The sequence below is a fragment of the Stenotrophomonas sp. 278 genome, assembly GCF_003935715.1.
In the GTDB taxonomy this organism is placed as follows: domain Bacteria; phylum Pseudomonadota; class Gammaproteobacteria; order Xanthomonadales; family Xanthomonadaceae; genus Stenotrophomonas; species Stenotrophomonas maltophilia_AH.
Genome location: NZ_RHPP01000040.1, coordinates 1 through 24526 on the forward strand (window position 1 = coordinate 1; position 24526 = coordinate 24526).

26 protein-coding genes are annotated in these 24526 nt (G+C 65.8%); 6 read left to right on the forward strand and 20 right to left on the reverse strand.

What is annotated here, in order from left to right:
- On the reverse strand, positions 1 to 242 hold a 242-nt coding region (locus tag EGJ34_RS08815), incomplete at its 3' end, for an NAD(P)-binding domain-containing protein (RefSeq protein ID WP_185750116.1).
- Positions 239 to 466: a hypothetical protein gene (locus EGJ34_RS08820; RefSeq protein ID WP_125360124.1), complete on the reverse strand. Its 228-nt coding sequence runs from the start codon at positions 464 to 466 to the stop codon at positions 239 to 241. The genes EGJ34_RS08815 and EGJ34_RS08820, both read right to left, overlap by 4 nt.
- Positions 467 to 609: 143 nt before the next feature.
- On the opposite strand from EGJ34_RS08820, the gene EGJ34_RS08825 reads away from it, so the two are divergent.
- Positions 610 to 1632, forward strand: a complete 1023-nt coding sequence (locus EGJ34_RS08825) for a LysR family transcriptional regulator (RefSeq protein WP_125360125.1) — start codon at positions 610 to 612, stop codon at positions 1630 to 1632.
- 185 nt (positions 1633 to 1817) lie between these two features.
- Here the strand turns inward: EGJ34_RS08825 and EGJ34_RS08830 are convergent, their stop codons facing one another.
- The 6 genes from EGJ34_RS08830 to EGJ34_RS08855 form a co-directional block, all read right to left on the reverse strand.
- Positions 1818 to 2513, reverse strand: coding sequence for an OmpA family protein (locus EGJ34_RS08830; protein WP_125360126.1), 696 nt, complete (start codon positions 2511 to 2513; stop codon positions 1818 to 1820).
- Between the two features lie 103 nt (positions 2514 to 2616).
- Complete coding sequence (locus EGJ34_RS08835; protein ID WP_125360127.1) at positions 2617 to 4023, reverse strand: deoxyribodipyrimidine photo-lyase; 1407 nt, start codon at positions 4021 to 4023, stop codon at positions 2617 to 2619.
- A 251-nt stretch (positions 4024 to 4274) separates the two neighbouring features.
- Positions 4275 to 4892: an inorganic diphosphatase gene (locus EGJ34_RS08840; protein ID WP_125360128.1), complete on the reverse strand. Its 618-nt coding sequence runs from the start codon at positions 4890 to 4892 to the stop codon at positions 4275 to 4277.
- A 93-nt stretch (positions 4893 to 4985) separates the two neighbouring features.
- A complete protein-coding gene (locus EGJ34_RS08845) occupies positions 4986 to 6362 on the reverse strand; it encodes a metallophosphoesterase family protein (RefSeq protein WP_125360155.1) in 1377 nt (458 codons plus the stop codon).
- The gene (locus EGJ34_RS08850; RefSeq protein ID WP_185750117.1) at positions 6362 to 7465 is read right to left on the reverse strand and encodes a phytase; all 1104 of its coding nucleotides are present in this window, start codon (positions 7463 to 7465) and stop codon (positions 6362 to 6364) included. Before EGJ34_RS08850 ends, EGJ34_RS08845 begins: the two co-directional genes overlap by 1 nt.
- Positions 7465 to 10008 carry a TonB-dependent receptor gene (locus EGJ34_RS08855; protein ID WP_125360130.1) on the reverse strand — a complete coding sequence of 848 codons (2544 nt, stop codon included), beginning with the start codon at positions 10006 to 10008 and terminating at the stop codon, positions 7465 to 7467. Before EGJ34_RS08855 ends, EGJ34_RS08850 begins: the two co-directional genes overlap by 1 nt.
- 142 nt (positions 10009 to 10150) lie before the next feature.
- Between EGJ34_RS08855 and upp the strand changes: the two genes are divergently transcribed.
- On the forward strand, positions 10151 to 10786 hold the full coding sequence (gene upp, locus EGJ34_RS08860) for a uracil phosphoribosyltransferase (protein WP_125360131.1): 636 nt from the start codon (positions 10151 to 10153) through the stop codon (positions 10784 to 10786).
- Between the two features lie 63 nt (positions 10787 to 10849).
- Here the strand turns inward: upp and EGJ34_RS08865 are convergent, their stop codons facing one another.
- From EGJ34_RS08865 to rsmD, 6 genes are all read right to left on the reverse strand, one after another.
- Positions 10850 to 11737, reverse strand: coding sequence for an MBL fold metallo-hydrolase (locus tag EGJ34_RS08865; protein WP_125360132.1), 888 nt, complete (start codon positions 11735 to 11737; stop codon positions 10850 to 10852).
- A gap of 46 nt (positions 11738 to 11783) precedes the next feature.
- On the reverse strand, positions 11784 to 13514 hold the full coding sequence (gene ggt, locus EGJ34_RS08870; protein ID WP_125360133.1) for a gamma-glutamyltransferase: 1731 nt from the start codon (positions 13512 to 13514) through the stop codon (positions 11784 to 11786).
- Positions 13511 to 13792: a YfhL family 4Fe-4S dicluster ferredoxin gene (locus tag EGJ34_RS08875; RefSeq protein WP_125360134.1), complete on the reverse strand. Its 282-nt coding sequence runs from the start codon at positions 13790 to 13792 to the stop codon at positions 13511 to 13513. The genes ggt and EGJ34_RS08875 overlap by 4 nt, the downstream gene beginning before the upstream one ends.
- A 126-nt stretch (positions 13793 to 13918) precedes the next feature.
- A complete protein-coding gene (locus EGJ34_RS08880; protein WP_125360135.1) occupies positions 13919 to 14413 on the reverse strand; it encodes a hypothetical protein in 495 nt (164 codons plus the stop codon).
- Positions 14414 to 14467: 54 nt separating this feature from the next.
- On the reverse strand, positions 14468 to 14977 hold the full coding sequence (gene coaD, locus EGJ34_RS08885) for a pantetheine-phosphate adenylyltransferase (protein ID WP_125360136.1): 510 nt from the start codon (positions 14975 to 14977) through the stop codon (positions 14468 to 14470).
- Positions 14974 to 15591, reverse strand: a complete 618-nt coding sequence (gene rsmD, locus EGJ34_RS08890) for a 16S rRNA (guanine(966)-N(2))-methyltransferase RsmD (protein WP_125360137.1) — start codon at positions 15589 to 15591, stop codon at positions 14974 to 14976. The genes coaD and rsmD overlap by 4 nt, the downstream gene beginning before the upstream one ends.
- Before the next feature lie 366 nt (positions 15592 to 15957).
- Here rsmD and htpG point away from each other — a divergent pair, with 366 nt between their 5' ends.
- Complete coding sequence (gene htpG / locus EGJ34_RS08895; RefSeq protein ID WP_125360138.1) at positions 15958 to 17868, forward strand: molecular chaperone HtpG; 1911 nt, start codon at positions 15958 to 15960, stop codon at positions 17866 to 17868.
- A 138-nt stretch (positions 17869 to 18006) separates the two neighbouring features.
- On the opposite strand, the gene EGJ34_RS08900 is transcribed toward htpG, so the two are convergent.
- Entirely contained in the window at positions 18007 to 18306 is a 300-nt protein-coding gene (locus EGJ34_RS08900; RefSeq protein WP_125360139.1) for a hypothetical protein, read from the reverse strand.
- Positions 18307 to 18439: 133 nt separating this feature from the next.
- Here EGJ34_RS08900 and ftsY point away from each other — a divergent pair, with 133 nt between their 5' ends.
- The 3 genes from ftsY to EGJ34_RS08915 are packed head-to-tail and all read left to right on the forward strand — an operon-like array spanning position 18440 to position 21211.
- A complete protein-coding gene (gene ftsY, locus EGJ34_RS08905) occupies positions 18440 to 19819 on the forward strand; it encodes a signal recognition particle-docking protein FtsY (RefSeq protein ID WP_125360140.1) in 1380 nt (459 codons plus the stop codon).
- A 47-nt stretch (positions 19820 to 19866) separates the two neighbouring features.
- The gene (gene mutY, locus EGJ34_RS08910; protein WP_125360141.1) at positions 19867 to 20937 is read left to right on the forward strand and encodes an A/G-specific adenine glycosylase; all 1071 of its coding nucleotides are present in this window, start codon (positions 19867 to 19869) and stop codon (positions 20935 to 20937) included.
- A 4-nt stretch (positions 20938 to 20941) separates the two neighbouring features.
- Positions 20942 to 21211 carry an oxidative damage protection protein gene (locus EGJ34_RS08915; RefSeq protein WP_125360142.1) on the forward strand — a complete coding sequence of 90 codons (270 nt, stop codon included), beginning with the start codon at positions 20942 to 20944 and terminating at the stop codon, positions 21209 to 21211.
- A gap of 106 nt (positions 21212 to 21317) precedes the next feature.
- Here EGJ34_RS08915 and EGJ34_RS08920 read toward each other — a convergent pair whose 3' ends face one another.
- The 5 genes from EGJ34_RS08920 to EGJ34_RS08940 all read right to left on the reverse strand — a co-directional run bounded on the left by EGJ34_RS08920 (position 21318) and on the right by EGJ34_RS08940 (position 24473).
- Entirely contained in the window at positions 21318 to 21764 is a 447-nt protein-coding gene (locus EGJ34_RS08920) for a DUF6491 family protein (RefSeq protein WP_125360143.1), read from the reverse strand.
- 89 nt (positions 21765 to 21853) lie between these two features.
- Positions 21854 to 22567, reverse strand: coding sequence for a lipoprotein-releasing ABC transporter ATP-binding protein LolD (gene lolD, locus EGJ34_RS08925; protein ID WP_125360144.1), 714 nt, complete (start codon positions 22565 to 22567; stop codon positions 21854 to 21856).
- The gene (locus EGJ34_RS08930) at positions 22560 to 23801 is read right to left on the reverse strand and encodes a lipoprotein-releasing ABC transporter permease subunit (RefSeq protein ID WP_125360145.1); all 1242 of its coding nucleotides are present in this window, start codon (positions 23799 to 23801) and stop codon (positions 22560 to 22562) included. Before EGJ34_RS08930 ends, lolD begins: the two co-directional genes overlap by 8 nt.
- 23 nt (positions 23802 to 23824) lie before the next feature.
- Positions 23825 to 24274 (reverse strand): hypothetical protein, encoded by a 450-nt coding sequence (locus tag EGJ34_RS08935; protein ID WP_125360146.1) that lies wholly within the window; start codon positions 24272 to 24274, stop codon positions 23825 to 23827.
- Complete coding sequence (locus EGJ34_RS08940) at positions 24225 to 24473, reverse strand: succinate dehydrogenase assembly factor 2 (protein ID WP_125360147.1); 249 nt, start codon at positions 24471 to 24473, stop codon at positions 24225 to 24227. The genes EGJ34_RS08935 and EGJ34_RS08940 overlap by 50 nt, the downstream gene beginning before the upstream one ends.
- Between the last annotated feature and the right edge of the window lie 53 nt (positions 24474 to 24526).

Below are 24526 nucleotides of genomic sequence, written 5' to 3' on the forward strand. Positions count from 1 at the left end.
CGCGGGCGCTGGGCGATGCGCTCGGCCAGCGCGCGGGCCGACCCGTCGTCGGCCACCGAGCCCAGCATCGTCTCCAGGCCCGGCTCGTCAGCGAACTGCTCGCGCAGCGCGGCCAGCCGGCCGGGGTTGCGACCGACCACCAGCACCGGGCTGCCGGCTTCCAGCAGCGCGGCGACAATGCCCTGCCCCACGCTGCCGGTGCCGCCCAGCACCAGCACTTCGGGGGCCAGCGTCCCGCTCATGGGACTTTCACTCCCGCAACCGGGATAATCCCAATTCCGGCCAGTCGGCCGGGCTGGCGGGGAGCGAGGCGGACGGTGCCGCCACGCTGGGCCCGAGGAGCCGGGGTGAACTCGTGAAAAGCCTTGTCGGAGAACGGACCCGGGCGCTTTTCAACGGTCATGGCCAGGTCCAGCGAGGTGTTGTGGCCACCAAAGATGTGGCCGAGAATGTTCCGCAGGCGCATGGCCAGGGTCCTTCTGTTCGGGAATGGCGGCAGATTAGACCTCAAACTCCCCCTTGATTAGTCCGGATTAAGGGGAATAATCGTCCCGTACCCGGCACAATCTTTCGGGCACTCTATCTCCATCCTCTGACCTGGACTCCGTCATGGCCCACGATCTCAACGACACGCTGATCTTCGTCAAGGTGGTCGAGCAAGGCAGCTTCATTGCAGCTGCGAACGCGCTCGGCCTGCCCAAGACCACGGTCAGCCGCAAGGTGCAGGAACTGGAAACGCGGCTGGGCGCGCGCCTGCTGCACCGGACCACGCGGCGGCTGGGCCTGACCGAGGCGGGTTCGGTGTATCACGAGCATTGCCAGCGCATCGCGCGCGAGCTGGAAGAAGCCGAAGGTGCGGTGAGCCAGCTGCAGTCGGGGCCACGTGGCTGGCTGCGCTTCACCGTGCCCTACTCGATCGGCATCACCTGGATCGCACCGCTGCTGGGGCAGTTCCATGCGCAATATCCGGAAATCCAGCTGGACATGCATCTGGGCAACGAGAAGCTGGACCTGATTGCGGGCGAAGCGGACCTGGCGCTGCGGGTGGGTGCGTTGCCGGATTCCAACCTGGTGGCGCGCAAGCTCGGCAGCCTGCGCACGCAGGTGTTCGCCAGCCCGGCCTACATCGAGCGCTACGGCGAGCCGCTGCATCCGGACGAACTGCAGTTCCACCGCATTCTGGCGATGCGCAAGGCGCGCAACCTCAACAACAACCGGTTCTTCTGGCAGCTGGGTGAGAACGGCGGGGATCTGCGCGATTTCCCGGTGAATCCGCTGCTGGTGGCCAATGATCCGTCTGCGTTGAATGGCGCGCTGGTGTGTGGCGAAGGTCTGCTGCTGACCGGCGACGTGATGGCCAAGCCGTTCATCGAATCGGGCATGGTACGGCGTGTGCTGGCCGGCTGGACCGGGCCGGAAGTGGACTTCAACGCGGTGTTCGCCGGCGGTCGGCTGGTGTCGCCGAAGGTGCGCGTGTTCGTCGACTTCCTGGTGGAGAAGCTGAACTTCGACGCCAACTACATGCTGGCGCAGTGTCCGGCGGCGAAGCTGGCCAAGCAGCAGCAGGCGGAGGCGGAAGCGGAGCTGCAGGAGACCGGAAAGCGGATTCTGGAGACGGTGACCGCCGGCTGACACCCGTAGAGCCACGCCCTGCGTGGCTACGTGATGTTGGATCACCCCGTAGAGCCGGGCTTGCCCGGCTGGCTTTTCGCGGGAACCCAACAGCAGCCGGGCAAGCCCGGCTCTACAAAAAATGCCGCCCTTCCCGGGCGGCATTTTTGCGATGCGTGCGCATCGCAGCAATAACCGCGAAGCGGTTATTGCTGCAACGGAATCACACGAATTTCCACACGACGGTTCTTGGCGCGACCGGCATCGGTGCTGTTGTCGGCAATCGGATAGGCCTTACCAGCGCCCAGCGTTTCAATGCGCACCGGCTGCACGCCCTGTCCGGTCAGGTAGGCGGCGACCGAGTCGGCGCGCTCCTTGGACAGCTTGTTGTTGACCGCGTCGCTGCCGATGCTGTCGGTGTGGCCAACCACTTCGATCATGGTCTGGTTGTACTCGTTCAAGGTGCTGGCCACGCCATTGAGCGCACCGTAGAACTGCGGCTTCAGTGCCGACTTGCCGAAGTCGAAGGTGATGCCATCGGGCAGGTTCAGCACGATGTTGTCGCCCTGGCGCTGCACGTCGATGCCGGTGTTCGCGGTACGCTGGCGCAGCGCGGCCTCCTGGCGGTTCTGGTAGGCACCGACGCCGGCACCGGCGAGCGCGCCGATACCCGCACCCACCATGGCGTGCTGACGGCGCTCGGTGGCGCTGTCGCCGGTGAGCAGGCCGGCGGCGACGCCGATGGCAGTGCCGATCAGCGCGTTGCGGCCGGTACGGCTCTGCTGCTGGGTCGGGTTGCCGTACTGGTCACTCTGCACGTAAGAGCCGCCCGTGGCACAGGCCGACAGGGCAGCGGCGGTGAACAGGGCCAGGGCCACGTTACGGGGTGCGGAAAGCTTCATGGGTTTCTCCTCAAAGCCGCTTCGGCGGCGTGCGAACGGCCCAAAGAATAAACACGCACGCGCGATGCCGGGATGATGAATCGGGCACGAGGGGGTGTTTTGTTCAGGTACGCCGGTATGCGGTCAGCGCGGCGTCGCGCCCGGCGGCGAGATCGACGATCGGCAGCGCCGGGTAGGACGGCGCATGCTGGGCCAGCAGGTCCGGGCTCTGCCAGGGCGCAAAGCGGGCCTTGACCGGCAACGCGCCCAGTTCCGGCACCCAGCGGGTGATGTAACGGGCGTTGGGATCGAATTTCTGCGCCTGGGTCACGGGATTGAAGATGCGGAAGTACGGTGCGGCGTCCGCCCCGGTGCCGGCCACCCACTGCCAACCCATCGTGTTGTTGGCCAGGTCGGCGTCGACCAGGGTGTCCCAGAACCAGCGCGCACCGTGCAGCCAGTGCTGGCGCATGTGCTTGCACAGGAAGCTGGCGACCAGCATGCGTACGCGGTTGTGCATGTAGCCGGTCGCCCAGAGCTCGCGCAGCCCGGCATCGATGATCGGGATGCCGGTGCGCCCCTGCTGCCAGGCGGCCAGTTGGGTGGGGTTGGCGCGCGCCCACTGGAAGCTGTCGAAGCGCGGGTTGAGATTGTGATCCGGGGTCTTCGGGAAGTGATGCAGCAGGTGGTAGGAGAACTCGCGCCAGCCCAGCTCGCGGATGTAGGCGTCGATGTCGGCATCGCGACCGGCACTGCGCTCGGTCTCGAGCCGGCGCACGATCTGCCACGGTGAAATCTCGCCGAAATGCAGGTGCGGGGACAGCAGCGAGGTGCCGACGCGGTCGGGCAGATCACGTTGCTGTCGGTAGCCATTGAGGGCACCGTCGATGAACACGGTCAGCGCTTCCTGCGCGCCCGCTTCGCCGGGTTGCCAGTGTTCCCAGAACTGCTGGTCCCAGTTGAGCGTGGGGGTGAGCTTGAGGTCTGCCAGCGACAGGCTGCGGGTGTCGTGTGCGGTAAGCGTGTCCGGCAGCTTGTGCGGTACCGGGATGTGCAGGCGGGTCAGCGCATTGCGCCAATACGGGGTGAACACCTTGTACGGCCCGCCCTGCTGGGTGGCCAGGTCCCAGGGTTCGAACATCAGGCTGCCGTTGCAGCTCTGCGCATCGATGCCCTGCTCGCGCAGTTCGCGCTTGATGGTGGCGTCGCGCGGCTGGGTAGCCGGTTCGTATTTGCGGTTCCAGTACACCGCTTCTGCACCGGTTTCGGCGATCAGGGCCTGCAGCTCGGCTTGGCTGTCGCCTTGACGCAGGACCAGTGCGGAACCGTGCGCCTGCAGGTCGGCATCCAGAGCGGCCAGGGAACGGTGCAGCCAGGTGTTGGATGCCTCGCCGGGTGCCCAGCTGCCCTCTTCGTGCGGGGCGTGGATGTAGACCGGGATGGGCGTGTGCCCCGCTTCGAGTGCGGCGTGCAGAGCGGGATTGTCCTGCAGGCGCAGATCACGACGGAACCAGACCAGGGCTGACGACACGGGCGAAGACCACAGCGGAAAGATCCGTGATGATACGGGGCGGTGGTGTGAGACGTGCGTTGGTGTCGCGTTCCGATCAACGGTCATGCCTTCCCGGGCGTTGCACCGCTATCGGCGGTCGACTGTCGTGCGACCCTACCGGTTCCGATTCTCGATTCCCGATTCCCGATTCCGGGATCCCCGATCCGGCCGTCGTTGCCGGTGATCAGGCGATGCCAGTAGTGACGCGCCATGCGCGTCACGTGCAATGATCAACGCGGCGAGGCTTCAAACCGCTTCATGGATTCGGTGATCAACGCCTTCGCTTCGGCAGCATTGCCCCAGCCGTTGAGCTGCACCGGATTGCGGCCTTCGGGCAGGTCTTTGTACACCCGGAAGAAGGCTTCGATGCGCTGGCGCTCGATCTCCGGCAGATCGTTCAGGTCACGGATGTTGGCGTAGGTGGGGTCGATCTTGTCGGTGGGTACGCCGATGACCTTCTCGTCGTGTTCGCCTTTGTCGATCATCTTCAGGTACCCGATCGGGCGGAAGGTGATGATCACGCCGGGGTGCAGCGGTTCACGGGTCAGCACCAGCGCGTCGAGCGGGTCGTTGTCGCCGGCCAGGGTGCGCGGCATGGAGCCGTAGTTGGCAGGGTACGCGACCGGCATGGACTGGAAGCGGTCGACGTGGACCAGGCCATCTTCCTTGATCTCGTATTTGGTGAAGCTGCCGGCGGGGATTTCGACGGCGAGGTTGGCTTCTTCAGGGGCCTTCTTCGGCTGCGCGGCCATGAACGGGTGCAGGACCGAGGGGGCAGCGAAGCTTGCCCCGGTGAGGAGCAGAAGGGCGGTGGCGATGGCGGCGAGGGGGAGGAGGCGGTTGGGCATGTTGGGTTCCGAAAGGCAGCCGGGCAGGCCCGGCGGCGGATGTAGTGCCGGGCCATGCCCGGCAAACGCAATGCCGGACTCACCCGGCATGCGTCACTCCCAGCAACGGTCGGCGCGGCCCTTCAGGGTCTGGCTGCGCGCGCAGTCGCGGGGGGCGATGCGGCCTTCGGTCAATTCGGTTTTGCGTTTGCTGCCATCGGCCTGCCGGTCCAGGGTGAAACCGTCGTACCGGCGGCCGGTGACGGTACGTGCTTCGTACCGCAACTGCTGTGGATCGATCGTGAGCACCTGGAACAGCTGGGTGTCCTCACCGACCGGTGCCATGGTCGCCCTCGCCTCGTCAGACAGCCGGTACTGCTTCGGACCGGCCACGGTCACCACATACTGCGGGGTGGCCTGCTGGCCTTCGCCGCGACGACCGTAGGTGTGATCGTGACCCTGCAGCACCAGGTCGACCTTGTGCTTCAACACCACGGGCAGGATCTGCTCGCGCAGCGCGGTGTTCTCACGGCCCTCGCGCGGCGAGTAGAACGGCTGATGCAGCAGCACGATGGTCCAGCGCTGGGCGTTGCCGGTCAGCACCTTGTCCAGCCACTGCGCCTGCGCTTGGGCGGTGCCCAGGTCCAGCGCCGAGGTGCCGTCCAGTACCACGAAACGCGCGCCCTGGTAGTCGAACCAGTAGGTGCTGGTATCAGCCGCGCTGGTGCCGTTGCGCGGCAATGCGAATGTCAGCGGCCAGTGCCTGCCGAGCACGCGGCGCTCCTGTGGGGTGTCCTCGAACTCCTCGAAGTACTCGTGGTTGCCGATCGCCGGGGCCACCGCGGTTTCCTGCGGCAGCCAGCCGGCAGCGGCGAACCACTCGCCCCACTCGCTGTCATCCTCACCGTCGCCGCCGCTGACCAGGTCACCGGCGAACAGGCTCAGGCGGGCATCCGGCGCAGCCTTGAGGCCGGCACGCAGCACGCGCGATACATGGCTGAGATTCTTGTTCTGGGTGTCGCCGAAGTACAGCACGGTCAGCGGCTGATCAGCAGAGCCGGCGGTGCGCAGCTGGTTCCACGCACTCCAGGTGTCCTTACCCTGCACGCGCCATGCGTAAAGCGTGTCCGGGGCCAGGCCGGTGACGTCAACCCGATGATGGTGCGAGCTGCCATTCTCGGTCTGCAACGCCGCCGTGGTCGCAGTGACACGGGTGACCCTGCCCACGTCCGGCGAGTCGCCCGCCACCACCCATTCAAGCAACGGGGCGCTGACGGTGGCGTCGGTACGCCAGGCCACACCGAAGCCGTGCGCGGCGTCCTGCGCCGGCGAGGCCACGATGCGGTCCGGAAAACCGGTTGCTGCGTAGTGGCGGTTGCCCGCCGGTACCTGGGTATTGGGTTCGACCTCGGTGGCGGTCTTTGCCGCCACCGTCCCGCTGCATACCACCAGCGCCAGGGTCAGCACCTTCAGACACTCACGCACGCCCATCACTTCGCACACTCCAACGGCAGCGACAGTTGCTTCGCCACACTGGCCCAGTCAAATGCAACCACGCCCTGGTCGTCATGCACGGCATACAACGCTCCGTGCGGGAAGCGCGCTGAAGCACTCTGGTCCATCCAGATGCCGTCAGTGTTCGCGACGGTGTTGCCCTGGAACGCGCCCACATGCTTTAGCGTGTGGCGGTCGAACAGGTGGAAAACGCTGCGCTGCTTGCCCTGCTCGGTGGTGATCCACCAGCCGTCCTTGCCGCACGTGCGCAGCATCACGCCTTCGGCCTGCGCCTTGAACGCATCGCGACCGAAGGTGGTACCGGTGAATTTTCCTTCCAGCGTGTAGACCTTGAACTCGCTGGCGTAGGTTTCGTCTTCTTCGGCGACCAGCAGGCGGTCGTTGGCCGGGTCGCCCCAGATCGACTCGACCACGCGCAGGGCACCCTTTTCGCTGGTATCGCCAATGCTCGAAACCAGCGTCGCCTGCGCCTTTCCGTCGGCGATGGTCATCGCATAGCGGCGCACGCGCTTGTCCAGCTCGGCCAGCGGCGGCAGGATGTCGTTGCCCTGCGCATCCTCGCCGGCGTCGTAGGAATCGGTCACGTAGACATCGTAGCCATCAGCCTGCTGGTTCACCCATAGGCCATACGGCTTGCGCAGGTCATCGGCGGCGAAGATGCCCAACGGGGTGAAGTCCGGCAGCTGCAGCACCTGCACGCGGTGGTTGTCGCGTTCGACGATCAGCACCAGGTCATCGACCACGGCGATGCCATTGGGGCGGTCGAACTGACCCGGCGCGGTGCCGAGGCTGCCGACGTCACGCAGGTGCGCACCGGTCTGGCCGTCGTAGACCACCAGCTTGTCGGTGGCTTTGGCGGTGGCGATCAGCCACACCTGCCCTTCCGGCGTGGTCCAGCTGGCCGGCGAGTCGATGTTGTCTGCCGGGGTCATCGGGGTCTGGAAGGCTTCGGCCACGGTGGCGATGCTGCGACCGGTGGTGGCCGCAGCCGGGTCTGCGGCAGCTGCCGGTGCCGCAGCGGGCTTGCAACCCGCCAGCAGCGCGACGGCCAGCAGGCTCACTACAGGCAGCGCGCGCATCACAGCTGCACCTTGAAGCCGAGCGCGTAGGTGCGGCCGTACTCTTCGTTCTGCAGGGTGCGCGAGCGCACGCCCTGGTACAGCTCCAGCGGCTTGTCCAGCAGGTTCTGTGCCTCGAAGTACACGCTCACGCTCGAGGTGATCTTGTAGTCCAGGCTGAAATCGAGCTGGGTGTTGGGGGCCACGTAGATGTCGAAGGCGCGACTGTCGCCGAGCGTGTCGAGGTACTCGCTGCGGTACACCGCGGCCAGGCGGGTGCTGAAGCCGGCCTTTTCATAGCCGACGTGCGCGCTGTACACGTGCTTGGACGCACGCGGCAGGGTGAATTCGTCGCTCTCGCGGCCTTCCAGGCCGGGATTGAAATCGGTGTCCAGCCAGGTGCCGCTGGCCCCGACCAGCAGGCCGTCCCAGCCCGCCGGCAGGAAGCTCAGCTGCTGCTGCCAGTTGAACTCGGCACCGAACACCTTGGCTTTGTCGCCATTGATCACGCGGGTGACCTCGAAGTCCGGATAGGCCGGATCGTCGTTGCTGACCGTGTTGACGATATACCCGTCGATCGATTTGTGGAACAGACCGAGCGAGACGATGCCGGTGCTGCCGATGTAGCGCTCCATCGACAGGTCGATGTTCTTCGATTCATACGGATCGAGATCCGGGTTGCCCAGGCGGACTTCTTCGTCACCGCGGTTGTAACCGATGCGCGGGGCGGCGTCGCCGAACGACGGGCGCGAGACCGTCTTGTTGGCGGCCGCGCGCAGCACCCAGTCGCTGCCGGCGTCATAACGCAGGTGCAGGCCCGGCAGCACGTTGGTGTAGCTCTTTTCGGAGGTGAGCGGAGTCACCGTATAGCTGCGGCCGTTGCTGGCCACGTCAATGCTGTTGCCGGTGGCCTTGACCTGCGTGTTCTCCACGCGCACGCCGCCGATCACGCGCAGCGAACCGATGTCCCAGGTGCCCATGGCGTAGCTGGCGAAGATGTCTTCGCTGGCGGTGTAGTCCTCTTCCAGCGAGGTCATGGCGTTGGCACCGACATCCTGCGGACGGGCGCTGTACTGGCTGCCGAACTGCGACCAGTAGCGGCGCATCGCGTCCGAGCTCATGCCCTGCCCCAGGCTGCCACCGCGATGGTCCGGCGTGGAGGTGGTCCAGTCCGACAGTGCGATGTCCGGGCCGACGCGCAGTTCGTTCTCGTCGATGTTCACATCACGGTCGCGCCAGCGGCCGAGCAGACCGAACTTGATGCTGGAGTGATCGCCGTCGAAGCGCACGTTGATCTGTGCGCTGCGCTCCTCGTCATCGACGCGCTTGGGCGAAAGCACCACGCGGTCGAAGTCGTAGTTGCCGTTGTCCATCCAGCTGGCATCGGTCAGCGTGTACCGCGGAATGCCGGAGTTCTGGTCGACCGTCGCCCCCAGGTCGTCACCGTTGTACTCGAACCGCGCTTCCATCTCGTCGTTGACGCGCTCTTCGGTACGCGTATAGCCGACCTTGTAGTCGACCACGGCGTTGGTCAGGCGGTTTTCACCGCCCAGGCTGGCGGCGAAGGTGTTTTCCTTCTTGGTGCGGTAACGCATGCGCTTCTGGATGGCGTCGGCCGGCAGTTCGTCCACCTGGTAGCGCCGGTCCCCGAGCGCGGTGACCTCGCCATCGCCGAAGTTGAAGATGGTGCGCTGGCGGGTTTCGGCGTCATCGAACTGGCTGTACAGCGTGCGCAGGTAGTAGCTGTTGCCTTCGCTGGGACGCCAGTCGAAGTTGAGGTTGGCCCCGATGCGCTTGCGCTCGATCTCGTACTTGCGGTGCTGCACGCTGATCGGGAACAGCTCACCCTCTTCCAGGCCATCGACTTCGTCGTACTCCACCTCGGAGTTGTCCGACTCGAACTTGCGGTTCTGGTAGTTAACGCCAAGCGCAACGCCGAAGGTGTCGGCGAAGACTTCGCTGTAGTTGAACGCGGCCTTCGGGCTGGTGTGGCCGGACAGCTGCTGATGGCTGCCTTCGATCTTGCCACGCAGGCTGCGGCCGTCACGATCGAATGCCGAGGCGGATTCGACCAGGATGGCGCCGCCGATGGCGTCACCCGGCATGTCCGGGGTCGGCGACTTGACCACACGCAGGCGTTCGGTGGAATCGGAGGGAATGACGTCCAGCGGCGCGGCGCGGCTGGAATCTTCCGGGGTGCCGATGGCGATGCCGTCGACACTGACGCTGTTGAGGTTGGCGTCCAGACCACGCACCACCACGAAGCGGCCTTCGCCCTGGTCGCGGGTCACGCTGACGCCCGGCAGGCGCTGCAGCGATTCGGCCACGTTCTTGTCCGGGTACACGCCCAGCGAGTCGGACGACACCGCGTCTTCAATTGCATCGCTGCTGCGCTTGAGGTCCACCGCGCGGGTCTGCGACTCCAGCTGCGGACGCACCTCGATGCGATCCAGATCGGTGGCATTGCCGGTGGCGGCAACATCGCCGGCGGCCAGCGCGGGCGTGGTGGACATGACCAGCAAAGACAGGCTGATGGCCAGCCCCAACGGCGATTTGTTCTGCACGGGAAGTCCCAACGGTGTAAAGATTGGGTCAGCACGATATGTCCGTCAGGTTTCATGAACGTGACATTCATTCGCAAGGTTTGGAGGATTGCGACGCCGGTTCGCTAAAATGCAGGCCTCCCTGCCCTTGGTTGCCCCTGTCATGAAAATCGTAGAAGTCCGCCACCCCCTGGTGCAGCACAAGATCGGCCTGATGCGCGATGCGTCCCTGAGCACCAAGGACTTCCGTGAACTGGCCAACGAACTGGGCGAACTGCTGGCCTACGAGGCCACCGCCGACCTCGAGACCGAGGCACACACCCTGGCTGGCTGGGCCGGCCCGGTGACCGTGCAGCGCATCGCCGGGGCCAAAATCACCCTGGTGCCGATCCTGCGCGCCGGGCTGGGCATGCTGGGCGGGGTGCTGTCGCTGATTCCGGCTGCCCGGGTCAGCGTGGTCGGCCTGCAGCGCGATGAGGAAACCCTGCAGCCGGTGCCCTACTTCGAGCGCCTGACCGGTCGCCTGGAAGAGCGCGACGCGCTGATCCTGGACCCGATGCTGGCCACCGGCGGCACCCTGATCGCCACCATCGACATGCTCAAGCGTGCCGGTGCGCGCCGGATCAAGGGCATTTTCCTGGTCGCCGCCCCAGAGGGCATCGCCGCCGTGCAGGCCGCGCACCCGGACGTGGAGATCTACACCGCCGCCATCGATGCGCAGCTCAATGAAAAGGGGTACATCCTGCCGGGCCTGGGTGATGCCGGTGACCGCATTTTCGGGACGCGCGTGGTGGGGTAAGGCGGTCGCGCCCGCAGCCCGTAGAGCCACGCCCTGCGTGGCTGCGCCATCTGCCGACGCCGATCACGCCAGCGCGCGCGCCTTCAACTCACCCAGTTCATGGGCGGTGGCAAACCGCCCTTTTTCGTCGCGCACCACCTGCGCCAGCGCGACCTGCGGGTCGTGGGTAAAGAACAGGTGCACGTTGCGCGCCAGTTTGTCTTCCAGGAAGCTGCGCTTCTCGTCGATCAGCAACTCCGCATTGCGGTCGTAGCCCATCGTGATGGGCACATGCACCCATGACCGCCCCGGGATCAGGTCGGCACAGAACACCACCCCGCCCCGTGGCTGGCCATCGACCTGCTCCGGCCCGACAATCTCGGCCAGCATCAGGCCCGGCGTGTGTCCGTCGCTGAAACTGAAACGCACGCTCTGCCCCAGCGCCTTCGAGTAAGGTCCCTCGACAATCTCCAGCCGGCCACTGTCGCGCAGCAGCTGAGGCAGTTCCGGAATGAAGCTCGCGCGATCACGCGGATGCGGCTGCAGCGCGCGCGCCCAGTGTTCCGCACCCACCAGGAAGGTCGCATTCGGGAACAGCAGTTCCAGCTCACGGCCTTCGCTCCACGGTGCCAGCAGGCCGCCCGCGTGATCGAAGTGCAGGTGGCTCAACACCACCACGTCGATGTCTTCGTGTTCGAACCCCGCTTCGCGCAGCGATTCGATCAGCACATGCCGCGATTCCTGCACGCCATAACGGTCGCGCAGTTTCGGTTCAAAGAACGCACCGATCCCGGTTTCAAACAACACCGTCTTGCCCGCCAGCGGGCTCGCCAGCAGCGCGCGGCAGGCCAGTTCGATCCGGTTGAGATCATCTGGCGCGGCCCATTTTTCCCACACCGCGCGCGGCGCATTGCCGAACATCGCGCCGCCATCGAGCTTCTGTGAGTTACCGCGGATCGACCATAGTTTCATGGGCAAATTATCCGGCGGCGCGCGTTAATAAATCGCTAGCCGGGCCCTACTTCGAGACTGCGCCGGAGCCGACCGGGTTGCGCGGGTCGCTGCCGACGCTGAGCTGGTTGCTGGCGCGGTTCCATTCCACCGTCTGCAGGTTGCCCCATACGTGGCTGGAACCACGGCCACCGGCCGCGCTGTTGCCCGGCAGGTCGATCTTGTGACCCATCGCCTGCAGCTGCCTGATCGTCGCCTCGTCGAAGGTATTGCTCTCCGCCTCGATCACGTCCGGCAGCCACTGGTGGTGGAAGCGCGGCAACGCCGCCACCTGCTGCGCGTCCAGGCCATCGTCGTAGCCCAGCACCCCCAGCAGCACCATGGTGATGATCCGGCTGCCGCCCGGCGTGCCCAGCACCACCACTTTGTCCGACGACTCCATGAAAGTCGGCGTCATCGAGCTCAGCATGCGCTTGCCCGGCTTCGGCGCGTTCGCCTCATAACCCATCACCCCGAACGCATTCGGCGTGCCCGGCTTCAATGCGAAGTCGTCCATTTCATTGTTGAGCAGCACGCCGGTGCCCGATGGAATCAGACCCGAGCCGTACAGCAGGTTCACCGTCTGGGTCGCACCCACGCGGTTGCCCTGCGCGTCGATGATCGAGAAGTGCGTGGTCTCGTCGTCTTCCAGCGGCGTCGGGTTGCCCGACAGCAGGTCGCTCGGCGTCGCCTTCTCCGGATGGATGGTCGCCCGCAGGCCCTGCGCGTAATCTTTGCTGGTCAGCACCTTCTGCGGAATCTGCACGAAGTCCGGGTCGCCCAGGAAGAAGGTGCGGTCACGGAACGCACGGCGCATCGCTTCCACCACCAGATGCGTGCGGTGCGCCGCATCCATCTGCTTGATGTCCCAGCCTTCCAGGATCTGCAGCATCGACGCCAGGGCAATGCCGCCGGACGACGGCGGCGAGGCCGTGGTGATCTTCCAGTCGCGGTAGTTGAACACGATCGGCTCGCGCTGCTTCACCCGGTAACCGGCCAGCTCCTCGGCGGTCCAACGACCGCCGGCCTGCTTCACGCCCGCAAGCAGCAGCTTGCCGGTCTGCCCCTTGTAGAAGCCATCGAAGCCACCCGCGGCCAGGCGCTCCAGCGTCTGCGCCAGTTCGGGCTGCCTGAACACATCGCCTTCGGCAATCGGCTTGCCGTTGCGCAGGTAGACCTCGCGCGTTCCGGGGTAACGCTCCATCACTTCGCGGCGCGACGCATAGCCCTTGGCCATGCGCGCATACACCGGGAAGCCGTCGCGGGCGATGCGGATCGCCGGGGCCAGCGAGGTCTGCAGCGGCAGCTTGCCGTGCCTGGCCGACAGTTCCACCAGCGCTGCCGGCAGGCCGGGAATGCCCGCTGACCACGCACCGTTGACCGAACGGTCGCGGTCCAGGTTGCCGTTCTTGTCCAGGAACGCCGCCGGGGTCGCTGCCGCCGGCGCGGTTTCGCGTGCATCCAGCATCACGTCCTTGCCGGTGGCCGCATCATGCAGCAGGAAGAAACCGCCGCCGCCCAGCCCGGAGCTGATCGGCTCCACCACCGCCAGCGTCGAGGACACTGCCACCGCCGCGTCGAACGCGTTGCCGCCCTTGGCCAGGATCTCCATGCCGGCTTCGGTGGCCAGATGGTGCCCACTGGCGATGGCCGCACCGTCAGGGTGCTGGGCCAGCGAGGTGGCAGCTGGCTGGGCTGCCCAGGCAAACGGAGTCCACAGCAGGACCAGCAACAACCAGCGACGCGACGGGATTTTCATTCGGACGGAGACTCCACATACAGTTCGGGATGATCACGCTGGAGCCCAAACAGCTTGGCCAGCAATTCTTCCTGGGTTTCCGGGATGTCCGGATCGGGATCGATGCATTCCACCGGGCAGACGACCACGCACTGGGGTTCGTCGAAGTGCCCCACGCATTCGGTGCAGCGTGCAGGATCGATCACGTAGATGGTTTCACCCATCGAAATGGCCTGATTGGGACAGGCCGGCTCGCATACGTCACAGTTGACGCAGAGCTCGTTGATTTTCAGCGACATGGCGTTACTCCACGCCAGTGCCGGCTAAGGAAAGCCGGCCAGCGCCTGCGCGCTGGCCAGTCATCGGTGGCTTCTGTGGAGAAGCCACCCGGGCCACGCCTGCAGGCGTGGCCGCCAGGGCACGGCTTACTTGGCTTCTACGAAAATGTACTCGGCACCGGTCGGCTGCACGATCGACTGCACGCGGGCGTTGTCAGCGGCCTGGCCGATGAACACCACGCGTACACCCTTCATCGAGTCTGCCGAAACGTCCTTGAACACGGCCTGCATCATGTCGGCCATCTTCGAGGAGGCCGACGAGCCGAAGGCCAGCATGTTGCCCGGCTGCACGCCACGGGCGACCGCCTGCGTGGCGCTTTCCACCTGACGCTCGTACTTGGCCTGGAACTCCGGATCCGATTCCGGCGAGAGGTAATACAGGAACGGGCTGTTGGAAATGTTGCCCATGTTCTGGATGGCCACGGCCTGCAGGTACTTCTTCCAGCCTGCATCGTCGTCCTTGGCCGGGGCGACCAGCGCCTGCTGGGCGTCGGCGGCCGGCGCAGCGGCTTCTTCCTTCTTGCAGGCGGTGAAGGCCAGCGCGAACGACGCGATCAGCATGGCACGCATGGTGTTGTTCATGGGTTTCCTCCCTCTGGTAATGCTTGGAATGTGAGTGACAGGGTGAGACAGATGTTACGACGCGCCCGCTTTCGCCTCGCGCACCTTGCGCAGTGCCTCCAGCACCGACGCCGGCACGAAGCCGGACACGTCGCCGCCCAGGCGGGCGATCTCGCGGACCAGCGACGACGAAATGAAGCTGTGCTGCTCGGCCGGGGTGAGAAACAGGGTTTCCACTTCCGGAATCAGATGGCGGTTCATGCTGGCCATCTGGAATTCGTATTCAAAGTCAGACACCGCGCGCAGCCCGCGCAGCAGGATACCGCCCTGCACCGAACGTACGAAATGAGCCAGAAGCGTATCGAATCCACGCACTTCCACGTTCTTGTGGTGGGCCAGCGCGTCGCGCGCCAGGGACACGCGCAGCTCCAGCGGCAGCGTCGGCCCCTTGGACGGGCTCTGTGCCACGCCCACCACCACTTTCTCGAACAACGGCGCGGCCCGGTTCACCAGGTCGATGTGACCGTTGGTGATCGGATCGAAAGTGCCCGGGTACACGGCAATGCGGCGGTTGGCCACGGTCATACGGCGGTTACGCTGTTGTGATCTGGTGAAAGTGTAGCAGCGGCGCGCCGGTACAGGGCAAAACGGACCTCCCGGGTCCCGCCCTCGCGGTGCAGCAGCCACGGGGCCGGCACTACCGGCACCTGGTCCGCCGGCGACTCCAGGTACAGCCAAGCACCAGCAGCCAGATGAGGTTCCAGCCCGGCCAGCACGCTTTCCCAAAGGCCGGCGGCGAACGGCGGGTCCACGAACACGATATCGGCCTGCCCCGCCGCCGACTGTGCCAGCCATTGCAGCGCATCCGCCTGGGCCACCTGGATCTGGTCCTGCGAGCCCAGCTTCGCCACCGATTCCCGCAACTGGCGGCACAGCGCGCCGTCGCGCTCCACCAGGGTGGCCTGCGCCGCCCCGCGGGAGATGGCCTCCAGCCCCAAAGCGCCGCTGCCGGCGAACAGGTCCAGTACCCGCGCTCCGCCCAATTTCGGCATCAGCCAGTTGAACAGGGTCTCGCGGACCCGGTCGCTGCTCGGGCGCAGGCCCGGGGACATCGGAACAGGAAGTTTCGTGTTGCGCCATTTGCCGCCGATGATGCGGACCTGGCCCATCGGGACGGGGGCGGAAGAGCGTGGTTTCATGGCGGGGAGGATACCGTACGCCGGATGGCGGTTTCGGTGGTTTTCATGCGTTACCGGGCGTGGTGCCGTTCACGGCCGTCGTCTGTCGACCGACGCTACCAAGGCAGAATCCTGCTTTTCTGTCCGATGGCGATTATCCATCGGGGGCGGCCTCCGGGTGGTCCCCGGAGGGACGCTCCAAAACATGGATGTTTTGGAGCAGCCTACATGGACGTATTCACGGCGTGTCCCGGAGCGGGGCCGCCCGGAGGCCGCCCCGCACGGAACAATGGAAACGCCGCCCGCTTGAAAACGGGACAATCCATCCCTACCCCTTGAGCCAGCCGCCGCGCGTCGCGCGCCATCGACCTCAAGGAGCATTGCCCCATGACCGAGCCAAGCCAGAAGCAGACCCTGGGCTTCCAGACCGAAGTAAAGCAGCTGCTGCAGCTGATGATCCACTCGCTTTACTCCAACAAGGAAATCTTCCTTCGCGAGCTGATCTCCAACGCCGCTGACGCCGCCGACAAGCTGCGCTTTGAAGCGCTGACCCAGCCGGCGTTGCTTGAAGGCGACGCCGGGCAGAGCCCGGATCTGCGGATCCAGGTGAGTTTTGACCCGGTCGCCCACACGCTGACCATCGACGACAACGGCATCGGCATGAGTCGCGACGACGCCATTGCCCACCTTGGCACCATCGCCAAGTCCGGCACCGGTGACTTCCTGCGCCAGCTCTCCGGTGACCAGAAGAAGGACTCCCAGCTGATCGGCCAGTTCGGCGTCGGCTTCTACAGCGCCTTCATCGTCGCCGACCAGGTCGACGTGTATTCGCGTCGCGCCGGCCTGCCCGCCAGCGAAGGCGTGCACTGGTCCTCGCGCGGCGAAGGCGAGTTCGAGGTCGAGACCATCGACAAAGCCGAGCGCGGCACCCGCATCGTGCTGCACCTCAAGGACGACCAGCAGGACTTCGCTGACGGCTGGCGCCTGCGCGGCATCATCAAGAAGTATTCCGACCACATCGGCCTGCCGATCCAGATGGTCAAGGAACACCACGGCGAAGATGCCCCGGCCGAGGTGGAGTGGGAAACCGTCAACCGCGCCAGCGCGCTGTGGACCCGTCCGCGCACCGAGATCAGCGACGCCGAGTACCAGGAGTTCTACAAGCACGCCGCCCACGACCACCAGGATCCGCTGGCGTGGAGCCACAACAAGGTCGAAGGCAAGCTTGAGTACACCTCGCTGCTGTACGTGCCCGGCCACGCCCCGTTTGATCTGTACCACCGCGACGCGCCCAAGGGCCTGAAGCTGTATGTGCAGCGCGTGTTCGTGATGGACCAGGCCGAGCAGTTCCTGCCGCTGTACCTGCGCTTCATCAAGGGCGTGGTCGACTCCAACGACCTGTCGCTGAATGTCTCGCGCGAGATCCTGCAGAGCGGCCCGGTCATCGACTCGATGAAGTCCGCACTGACCAAGCGCTCGCTGGACATGCTGGAAAAGCTGGCCAGCGACAAGCCCGATGTCTATGCCGGGTTCTGGAAGCAGTTCGGCCAGGTGCTGAAGGAAGGTCCGGCCGAGGACTACGGCAACCGCGAGAAGGTCGCCGGCCTGCTGCGCTTTGCCTCCACCCATGACGCCAGCGGCGAGCAGAGTGTTTCGCTGGTCGACTACATCGGGCGCATGGTCGAAGGCCAGGACAAGATCTACTACCTCACCGGCGAGAGCCATACCCAGGTCAAGGACAGTCCGCACCTGGAAGTGTTCCGCAAGAAGGGCATTGAAGTACTGCTGCTGACCGATCGCATCGACGAGTGGCTGATGGGGTACCTGACCGAGTTCGACGGCAAGTCGTTCGTCGACGTCGCCCGTGGCGACCTGGACCTGGGCGCGCTGGAAAGCGCCGAAGACAAGCAGGCCCAGGAAGAAGCCGCAAAGGACAAGCAGGCGCTGGTGGAACGACTGAAGACCGCACTGGGTGCCGATGTGGCCGATGTGCGCGTCTCGCACCGCCTGACCGACTCGCCGGCCATTCTGGCCATTGGTGAGCAGGACCTGGGCTTGCAGATGCGCCAGATCCTGGAAGCCAGCGGACAGAAGGTGCCGGACAGCAAGCCGGTGTTCGAGTTCAATCCGGGGCATCCGCTGATCGGCAAGCTGGACCAGGAAACCGACAGTGGGCGCTTTGATGACCTCAGCCGGGTGTTGTTCGACCAGGCGGCGCTGGCGGCAGGCGATTCGTTGAAGGATCCGGCCGCGTACGTGCGGCGTTTGAACAAGTTGTTGCTGGAGCTGTCGGCGTAAGGCGTACCGACCAACGGTCGGTACCTACCGGGGTGGGACGGTGACGGTGCGTACCGACCAACGGTCGGTACCTACCAATGTGTGCCGACCAATGTCGGGTGGAACCGGTAGCGCACGACCGTTGGTCGTGCGTCGCCGTCAGGCGCGCTGGTCGAACAATGTGCCAACCATCTCATCAGCACGCCGCAACACCATCGCGTTGGCCTTGAACGCCAGCACCTCGGTGCGCGCGGCCACCAGGTCGGCGAGTGGCGCGGCGGGGTCTTCGACGGTGGTACCCACCGACGTCTGCACCCCACCCTCGGCGGCGGTACTGCGCTGCAGCTGCAGCCGCTGGGCATCGGGGGTCGGCAGATTGGCCACGTTGTGCGCGGCGACCTGCACGCCCTGCTGGGCGGCGCGCATGCCGCTGCCGGCAATGGCCATGATGCTGCTCATGCGATGCCCCCTGGACCGTCACGACGCGGTCTTCCATGGCTGTTAACGGCACCCGGTGGCCGAACTTGAATGCACGCGGGCCCGACAGGCCCGGGTGGTAGCATATCCCTCTGAATATCAGCACCTTTCGCCCATGCTCAGTTTTTTCCGCCGCAAGAAGCCCCAGGACGCGCCGCAGGACGCGCCCAAGACCCAGCATTATTCGGCCGAAGAGCTGGCGGCTGCGTTTCCCTCCGCGCCGGAGGCCGCCCGGCCGACGGAAAACGCAACGCCGGATGCTGTCGCCCCGGCCCCTGACCGGCGGACGGAGAACGCAACGCCGGATGCCGTTGTAGAGCCGGGCTCTGCCCGGCTGGAAGGTGATGCATCGCCGCACAGCCGGGCAGAGCCCGGCTCTACGGATCCCGTGCCGGCGTCGATTCCCGTGCATTCCGATCCCGTGCCGGCACCGATTCCGGTCGCCGAAACCACCCCCACGCCCGAACCGGCCGTGCAGACCACCGCCCCGGTCGTGGTCGCCGCCGAAATCGTGCAGGAAGCTGCCCAGCCGCTGGCCACCCCGGACGTCACCGACGAGGTCGCCCCGGCCGCCCCCGGCAAGACCGGCTGGCGCGACCGCCTGCGCAACAGCGTGTTCGCACGCAGCGTGGGCAGCCTGTTCTCGCGCAATCCCAAGCTCGACGACGACCTGCTGGACGAAATCGAAACCGCGTTGATCACCGCCGACGTGGGCGTGACCGCCACCACCGCGCTGGTGGAGGGCCTGCGCAAGCGCATGAAGGCGCGCGAATTCGCTGATGCGCGCGCCCTGCAGGCGGCGCTGCGTGCCGAGCTGATCGCCATTCTGGAACCGGTCGCCAAGCCGCTGGTCATCGACCGCAACGCCAAGCCGTTCGTGGTGCTGACCGTTGGCGTCAACGGCGTCGGCAAGACCACGACCATCGGCAAGCTGGCCAAGCGCTTCAAGGACGACGGCCACAGCCTGATGCTGGCCGCCGGCGACACCTTCCGTGCCGCTGCCGTGGCGCAGCTGCAGGCCTGGGGCGAGCGCAACGGCGTAGCCGTGGTCGCCCAGGGCCAGAACGCCGACGCCGCCTCGGTGGCGTTTGACGCCCTGCAGGCCGGCAAGGCCCGCGGCACCAGCGTGCTCATTGCCGATACCGCCGGCCGCCTGCATACCCAGGGCGGGCTGATGAACGAGCTGGGCAAGATCCGCCGCGTGCTGGGCAAGATCGACCCGTCCGCGCCGCACGAAGTGCTGATGGTGATCGATGGCACCACCGGCCAGAACGCGCTGTCGCAGCTGCGTCAGTTCCATGCCGTGGTCACCGTGACCGGGCTGGTGGTGACCAAGCTGGACGGCACCGCCAAGGGCGGCGTGGTATTCGCGCTGGCGCGCGAATTCGGGATTCCGATCCGCTTTGCCGGCATTGGCGAGCGCCCGGAGGATCTGCGCGTGTTCGATCCGGAAGCGTTCGTGGATGCGTTGCTGCCTGAAGCGCTGGGCGGCTGAGGGTGAGCGTGGACACGCATGGCGTGTCCCTGCGCGGGATTTCATTGATGCCCCGGACAGTCGCAATCTACGACGCCTTTGTTGGGCGGTTGCTGCCTTGGTTTGATGACCATGGGCGGCATGACCTGCCTTGGCAGCATCCGCGTACGCCTTATCGGGTGTGGCTGTCGGAGATCATGCTGCAGCAGACCCAGGTGGCTACGGTCATTCCGTACTTCCTGCGCTTTCTCGAGCACTTCCCCACCCTGCCCGACCTGGCTGCGGCCAGCAACGATGCCGTCATGGCGCAGTGGGCGGGACTCGGCTACTACGCCCGCGCGCGTAATCTGCACGCTGCCGCAAAGCGCTGCGTGGAACTGCACGACGGTGACCTGCCGCGTGATTTCGACGCGCTGCTCGCGCTGCCCGGGATCGGCCGCAGTACCGCCGGCGCGATCCTGAGCCAGGCCTGGAATGACCGCTTCGCGATCCTCGACGGCAACGTGAAGCGGGTGATGAGCCGCTTCCACGGCATTGAAGGATTCCCCGGCCTGCCAGCGGTGGAAAAAGTGCTGTGGGCGCTGGCCAATGAACATGTCTTCCATGTTCCCGAGGGCCGGTTGGCCGACTACACCCAGGCGCAGATGGACCTGGGTGCAACGGTCTGCACCCGCGCCAAGCCGGCCTGCGTGATCTGCCCGCTCACCGATGACTGCGTGGCTCGCCGCGACGGCCGGGTCGAGCACCTGCCAACACCCAAGCCCGGCAAGACCCTTCCCGAACGGGAGGCCACCGCCCTGCTGCTGCGCGACGCGCGCGGCCACATCCTGCTCGGCAAGCGGCCGGATACCGGCATCTGGGCACAGTTATGGACCTTGCCCCAGGCTGAGACCGGGCCGGCACTGCAGGACTGGTTTGACGCCCATGTAGAGGGTGCGCTGGAGCTGGCCGAGCCTTTGCCGGTCGTGCAACACACTTTCAGCCACTACCGGCTGCACCTGCAGGTGCTGCAGCTGGGTCCGGTCGCCCTGCGCGACGGGCTGGGCGACAATGACCGCCTGCGCTGGGTCGCACCGGCCGCGCTGGATTCACTGGGCCTGCCGGCTCCGATCCGCAAACTTCTGCTTTCTCTTGAGTAATGCCATGTCCCGCACCGTTTTCTGCCAGAAAGAGCAACGCGACACCGAAGGCCTGGACTTCGTGCCCTACCCGGGCGAACTGGGCCAGCGCATCTTCAACGGCATCGGCAAGAGCGCCTGGGCCGCGTGGCTGGCGCATCAGACCATGCTGATCAATGAGAACCGGCTGTCGCCGCGCAATCCGGAGCATCGCGCGTTTCTGGAGAAGGAACTGGAGAAGTTCCTGTTCGGCGACGGGGCAGAGAAGCCCGCCGGATTTACCCCGGAGGCGTAACCGGGGTGACGACCAACGGTCGTCACCTACCGTTGAAACATGTCGGTAGCGCACGACCGTTGGTCGTGCGCGCGTTGGTCGTGCGCGCGTTGGTCGTGCGGCAACGTCAGGTCGTCGCTTCGCGTTCCGCGATGTCGGCCTTGCGCCGCTCCTTCTCAGACGCGCGCAATGCCGGCACGTCCAGCTTGCGGATGCTGCCGATGAAGCACGGCACGCGCGGGCCGCCGGTGGTGTCGCGCACCAGCACCTTGTCGAAGCGCGAGGACACCCGCCCCATCTGGCTGGTCAGGCCGATCGCCGGCGCGTAGGCGAGGCCCTCGCAGGGGCCACGCAGTTCCAGCAGATAGGCTTCACTGGGACGGGTCCAGACCGCCAGCGCACTGTCACCCAGCTCGGTCCAGCCGTTGAGCGAACCGAAATACTGCAGGTCCTGCTGCGGTGCGCCGGCATGCGCGCGGTACAGCTCCAGCTTGTCAGCGCTGCTCAATCGGCCGGCAGTGGAACAGGCGGCAAGGGTCAGGCTCAATGCGGCAACTGCGATCAGCGACTTCATGGCACACCTCCGTTTGTGATGAATTGACGGATGATGCACTGGAAAGCCGCCACCGGCGGCTGTCATGAACCAGTCATTCAGCTTCCAGCTCAGACCTCGCTGTGGGCCAGTGCGTGCAGCCGGCCTTCGCGCAGTTCCAGCACCCGGTCCAGACGGCGCGCCAGGCTGCGGTCGTGGGTGACCAGCACCAGGCTGGTGTGATGGGCGCGGTTGAGCTCCAGCATCAGGTCGAACACGGTACCGGCGGTCTTGTCGTCCAGATTGCCGGTGGGCTCGTCGCCGAGCACGCAGGCCGGGCGATTGACCAGTGCACGCGCTACGGCGGCGCGCTGGCGCTCACCGCCGGACAGTTCGCCCGGCTTGTGGGTCATGCGATGGCCCAGCCCGACCGACTCGAGCAGCGCTACGGCACGCGCCTTGGCATCGGCCACTTCGCGGCCGTTGAGCAGCACCGGCATCATCACGTTTTCGAGCGCGGTGAATTCCGGCAGCAGGTGGTGGAACTGGTACACGAAGCCCAGCGCGGCGTTGCGCAGGCGACCACGCTGGCCGTCCGACAATGACGACATCTGCTGCCCGGTCACGAAGACCTCGCCCGCGGTGGGTGTATCCAGGCCGCCGAGCAGGTGCAGCAGCGTGCTCTTGCCGGCACCGGAGGCACCGATGATGGCCACGGTTTCGCCGGCAGCCACGGTCAGGTTCAGGCCATTGAAGACCGGCGTCTGCATGCGGCCTTCGGCATAGGTCTTGGCCAGGTCCTGGGCACGGATCACTTCGTCGCCGCGATTGATCGGCTCATTCATAACGCAGGGCCTCGGCCGGCTGGGTGCGGGCAGCGCGCCACGCAGGGTACAGGGTGGCGAGGAAGCTCATAGCCAGCGCAACCACGGTGATGATGATGATGTCCGGGGTCTGCATGTCGGTGGGCAGGCCGGTGATGTAGTAAACGTCTTCGGGCAGCAGCTTGACGTTGAACAGCGACTCGATCGCCTGCAGGATGCGCTCCAGGTTCAGGGTGAGGGTGATGCCACCGACGACGCCGAGCACGGTGCCGAAAATTCCGATCAGCGAGCCCTGCACCATGAACACCTGCATCACCCCGCCCGGGGTCAGGCCCAGCGTGCGCAGGATGGCGATGTCGGCCTGCTTGTCAGTGACCAGCATCACCTGCGAGGACACCAGATTGAACGCGCCCATGGCGATGATCAGCGAGAGCAGAATGCCCATCACCACTTTTTCCATGCGCAGCGAGTGATAGAGGTTGGCGTTCTGCTGGGTCCAGTCACTGACCCGGTAGGCACCGCCCAGCCCGCGGGCGAGGTCGTAGCCCACGTCAAACGCCTGGTCCATGTCGTGCAGCTTGAGGCGCACGCCGGTGACCCCGTCGATGCGCAGTACGCGCTCGAGGTCGTCCATGTTGGCGTAAGCCACGCCACGGTCGATTTCGTTGTAGCCGGCCTCGAAGATGCCACTGACGGTGAAGCGCTTGAGCCGCGGCATGGCACCGACCGGCGTTCCCTGCACTTCGGCCAGGGTGACCAGCACGGTGTCACCGACATCCACCCCCAGCCACAGCGCCAGCTCCTTGCCTACCAGCAGGTTGTAGCTGCCCGGAGTGAGGCTGTCGTAACTGCCCTTTTTGACTTTCTGGTTGATTACCGAGACGGCCGGTTCCAGCGCCGGGTCGATGCCCTGCACGATCGCACCCTGGACCCGCGGCCCACTGAGCATGGCCTGGATCTCGATGTAGGGCGCGGCACCGGATACGCGCGGATCCTTGCGGGCCACGTCGACCGCATGCTGCCAGTCGGACATCGGTGCACCGTCGGTGGTGACCGTGGTGTGCGCGGTCATCTGCAGCAGGCGGTCACGGATTTCCTTCTGGAAACCGCTCATCACGGCCAGGGTGGTGATCAGCACGGTGACACCGAGCGCGATGCCCAGGATCGATGCCATCGAAATGAAGGAGATGAAGCCGTTGCGGCGTTTGGCCCGCAGGTAACGCAGGCCGATGGCTACAGGAATGGGTTTGAACATGCAGGTACGCCGGACAATTCACGCTATGGTGCCACCGCCGGGCGTGAACGGGAAATGCAGTAGCCACGCACGGCCAGTCGCAGTTCACGTCGCGCCGGGGGCGGCAGGGTGTCGGGCCAGAACAGGCGGGCATGACGGCGGCCCTGGGCGCGCCATTGCAACTGCAGCAGCCAGCCACGATCGTGCAGGGTCAGGTCATCCACCGGGTCAGCGTCCACGGTGACAATGGCGTCTGCCGGCATGATCACGATGCGGCAACAGGGCTGACGGGCGTGCCGCCAGCCCTGCCCCGCGGCCAGCGCGGTGGCCAGCAGCGCGGTCGGCCAGCGGTACGGAGCCGGCACGCCACTGGCCAGTACGGCCAGCGGCATCAACAATGCGAACGTTACGTGCGCGGCGGTCTGCCAGCGCGAAGGACGCCAGTCAAACCGGCAGGGCGCGGATTTTTTCCATGAGCGGGATGGCGTGCGCATGCGGGCAGGTTTCATATCCCATGAACCAGCGCCACAGCTTATCGTCTTCACAGTCGAGCAGGAACAGGAAAACCTCGCGCTCTTCCGTAGGCGCAGTGCTCCATTCGCGGTCGAGATAGCGCTCGAACAGCTGGTCCAGTTCGCGCATACCGCGGCGGCAGCGCCAGCGGAGTTTTTTCAGGAGGGTCTGTTCGTCCACCAGCTGTGCTTCCAGATGTGGCAAAGCCACGCAGGGCGTGGCTCTACCGGTTT